4 protein-coding genes and 1 pseudogene are annotated in these 3,867 nt (G+C 63.1%); all 5 read left to right on the top strand.

All coding sequences use genetic code 11. The features are described from left to right. Positions 1-513, top strand: a 513-nt coding sequence (locus ACFWYW_RS59030; protein ID WP_379628341.1) for a transposase, incomplete at its 5' end; no start/stop codon positions are given. Positions 514-696: 183 nt separating this feature from the next. Then, positions 697-804 (top strand): annotated as a pseudogene (locus ACFWYW_RS59035) (IS5/IS1182 family transposase); the annotation flags it as partial. A gap of 416 nt (positions 805-1,220) precedes the next feature. Then, entirely contained in the window at positions 1,221-1,739 is a 519-nt protein-coding gene (locus tag ACFWYW_RS59040; protein WP_379641470.1) for an alpha/beta hydrolase, read from the top strand. After that, entirely contained in the window at positions 1,736-3,238 is a 1,503-nt protein-coding gene (locus tag ACFWYW_RS59045; protein WP_379627941.1) for an MFS transporter, read from the top strand. Before ACFWYW_RS59040 ends, ACFWYW_RS59045 begins: the two co-directional genes overlap by 4 nt. A 15-nt stretch (positions 3,239-3,253) precedes the next feature. Then, positions 3,254-3,867, top strand: a 614-nt coding sequence (locus tag ACFWYW_RS59050) for a dihydrofolate reductase family protein (RefSeq protein WP_379641468.1), incomplete at its 3' end; no start/stop codon positions are given.

Below are 3,867 nucleotides of genomic sequence, written 5' to 3' on the forward strand. Positions count from 1 at the left end.
GCGAGACGAGCTGATCGCGGACCTCGCTCGGTATGCCCATACCAAGTCAACGAGTTCAAGATCGAAAAGCAACGCCTTGATTCTTTACGGCTCCACTACCTGCGCAACCTGCTGACCTGCGTCCCCAAGTCGGCTCAGCCGTGGGTGGCCACCTTGGTGCGCACCGTCTTCGACCAGGACAGCACCGAAGCAGTGCTGGCCCAGCATCAGTGGGTCATCGACGCGCTACAGGCCAAACACCCGGCTGCCGCCGATCATCTGGACCAGGCTCGAGCTGATCTGCTGGCCTTCGCCGCCTTCCCGCGCGAGGTCTGGAAGCAGATCTGGTCCAACAACCCACAAGAACGGCTGAACAAGGAGATCCGCCGCCGCACCGACGTGGTCGGCATCTTCCCCGACCGGCCCGCCATCATCCGCCTCGTCGGTGCCGTCTTGGCCGAACAGACCGATGAATGGAGCGAAGCCCGCCGCTACATGGGCGTCGAAGTCCTGCCAAAGCCAGGCTCAGACTGATCAACAGCGACACACCCACCCCGCGCGAACTGCCTGAGACTCTGACCGCTTAACCTGCAGAAACAGGATCACGCGAAGGCTGATTCATACACCACGTCCGTGGACGTGACCCAACGGACCTCCTGCGCGGACGCCGCATCATCCCGCGAATCGCCACCGCTGCGTCATAGAAGGGACAGTCCCTTGGCTGGCTGCCGCCGCATACACCGGCGGTACGAGCGCCGAGCCGACCACTTCCCATCCTTCCTCGCCCTCGCTGCAGCCCACATCTGCTGCCGCCGACTCACCAAAAATAGGTCACCGTCTGAGCCGTGCATCAGGTCGGCCAGATTGGTGATGGCGGCAGTGGACATACAGCGGAAGCGCCGGGCTGTGGCATGGCCACGCGAGCAGGCCATCGGCGCAGCTGCGCCCTGATCGGACGCAGCACTCAGGCACTCGAGTATGGCGCTTGAGAATGATCTCACGATTGATGCATGGCGCACATCAATGTTATGCGTGTTCGGCCTTTCTCTTTCCCTACACACCAATGGCAGACTGGGGCCATGCCACACTCAGATCAGCAACAGTTTACCGTCCGTGTGGTGGGATCATTGCAACTTCGCGGAGTCAAGGGATCGCAATGGGGGCGTCTGTATCGTCCATGGGCGCCCGCGGTTGTCCCACCAATGATGGTGTTCTTTTCAGCCCTGTCGGAACCGCAGGGAATGAAAGCCGCGGAGCCTCTGTGTCGGCAGCTATGTGCAGCCGCGGGAACCGTTGTTCTAAGCGCCCCTTACTCGGCTGCATTACCAGACGCAGTAGAAGCGCTGGAGTGGTCGGCTGACCACTCCAGCGAACTTGGCGAGGACTCGCAACGCCTGGTTGTCGCGGGGGAAGGCCCAGGTGGCGGTGTCGCGGCGGCCACAGCCTTGTACGCAAGAGATCAAAATTGGCCGAGCCTCCACCGCCAAGTGTTGATACGCCCGTCCATGCGAATCGGCCCCGTCGCGTCATCTCTGAGATATGGCATTCGGCCGGCGACGGCATCGGTAGAAGGTGTGGCTTCGGCCACTGTCGTCACCGTCACGACTGATTCCACGGCTGAGGGCGGCGTGAGGTATGCAGCCCGCTTACGACGCGCCGGAATCGAGGTCGTAGGGCTCCGGTACGAACTCGGCAGTTTTCACCGCATGCCCTACAACCTGGACCTGAGTTTGCATCGCAATTCGAAAGGACAATCATGATTGAGACTGACGGTGCTCGCGCGAGCACGGTATCTCGGCCCTGGCTGGGCCTGATGGTGCTGGCCCTTCCCACTTTGCTGCTTGCGCTCGATGTCAGCGTGCTCTTTCTGGCCCTTCCGCATCTGAGCGCCGAGCTGGGAGCCAACGGTACTCAGCAACTTTGGATCATGGATATCTACGGATTCATGATCGCCGGATTGCTGGTGACCATGGGTACCCTGGGCGACCGGATCGGCCGACGCAAGCTGCTGATGATCGGCGCCGCGGCGTTCGGCGTTGCGTCGATCCTGGCCGCATTCTCCATCAGCACCGAAATGCTGATCGCAAGCCGGGCGCTCCTGGGCATCGCAGGCGCGACGCTGATGCCCTCGACCATGGCGCTGATCAGCACCATGTTTCCCGACCCAGGGAAGCGGGCCAGTGCGCTGGGCGTATGGCTGAGTTGCTTCCTAGGCGGAACCGCACTCGGTCCGCTCGTCGGCGGCGTACTCGTTGAGGCGTTCTGGTGGGGAGCGGCCTTCCTGCTGGGCGTCCCCATCATGGCGCTCCTTCTGGTGGCAGCTCCCAAGCTGCTGCCTGAATGTCGCGACCCGCAGGCCGGCAACCTTGACCTGAGCAGTGTGCTGCTCTCTCTCGTCACCATCCTGCCGGTGGTCTACGGGCTGAAGGAACTGGCGCGCATCGGGCTCACAGCCTCAACACTGCTGACCTTGTCGGTCGGACTCATCGCTGGGGTGATCTTTGTACGCAGGCAGCGCACGTTGGCCAGTCCACTGCTCAAGCTGAGCCTTTTCGCCAATCGCTCCTTCAGCGCCGCACTGCTGGTGGGGTTGCTGGTCGGGGCCACGATGGGCGGGATGTTTCTCCTCGTCGCCCAGCACATTCAGCTGGTCGAGGGCCGCACTCCGGTGGAGGCGGGCCTGTGGCTCGTACCTGGTTCGCTCGCCATGGCTACCAGCTCGCTCCTGGTCCCTCGCCTTGCCCGTACGCTCCGGCCCGCACATGTGATCGCAGCGGGACTGCTCGTCTCAGCCGCCGGTTTCGGGCTCATGTCGTACGGCAACGGCGTCTTCTTGACCGTCGGTTTCATCGTCGCGAACGTCGGCCTGGGACCTCTGGCTCTTAGCTACGACCTGGTTCTCGGCTCAGCACCTGCGGCGAACGCGGGCGCCGCCTCGTCCCTCAATGAGACGAGTGGCGAACTTGGTCTCGCACTTGGCATCGCCGGCATGGGCAGCCTCGCCATCGCCGTGTACCGAGGCGAGACCCCTGCCTCCCTGCCCGACGCCGCACGTGAGAGCCTGGCCGCCGCCGTGGCGGCCGACCTGCCCGCCGACCTACTCGGCACTGCCCGTGACGCATTCGACGTAGCCATGCATGCGGCCGCCGCATTCGGCACCGGGGTGTTCACCGTCCTGGCCATTGTCACGGTCCTACTACTCCGCCACGTACCCCCCAGTCGCTCATCTGAGCACCTCGCCACCGTCACCCCTTCCTAGTCAAAGGAGATCGTCATGGGAAAGCTCACCGCGAGCCTGTTCGTCTCACTGGACGGCTACGCCACCGACCTCAAGGAGGAGATGGCTTGGGTGTCCTCCAGCATCGGGCCGGAAAAGGCTGACTTCGATTACGAACTACACGCTGCGGCCGATGTCATGGTCATGGGTCGAGTCACCTACGAGATCATGGCCGCCTACTGGCCGCACGCGCGCGATCGGCTGGCCTCGGTCATGAACAAGACGCGCAAGGTCGTCTTTACGCGGACTGCCACCGGCCCAGAAATGTGGGAGAACACCGTCTTCGATGAAGGTGACCTGTCAGAGAGGATCACTGCGCTCAAGCGCGAAGGGGACATCCTTGTTCCCGGCAGTGTGGCCCTCGTGCGCTCCCTCATGCGCCAGGGCCTGGTCGACAGACTCGTCATGCACGTCAGCCCCGTCATTCTCGGGCCTGACGGTGGTCGGCCTCTGTTCGAAGGGTATGGCATACGCACCCTTGCCCTTGAGGACACCAAGGTATTCGACCACAACGTGGTGGTCCTGGAGTACACATTATTCTGCAAGGGTCAGGTCGCCGGAGGCGATGATCACCGCCGGTCCGCTGAGGTAGCTGGTCTCCTCGTCGAGGG

It is taken from the genome of Nonomuraea sp. NPDC059023 (assembly GCF_042740095.1).
Taxonomy (GTDB): Bacteria; Actinomycetota; Actinomycetes; order Streptosporangiales; family Streptosporangiaceae; genus Nonomuraea.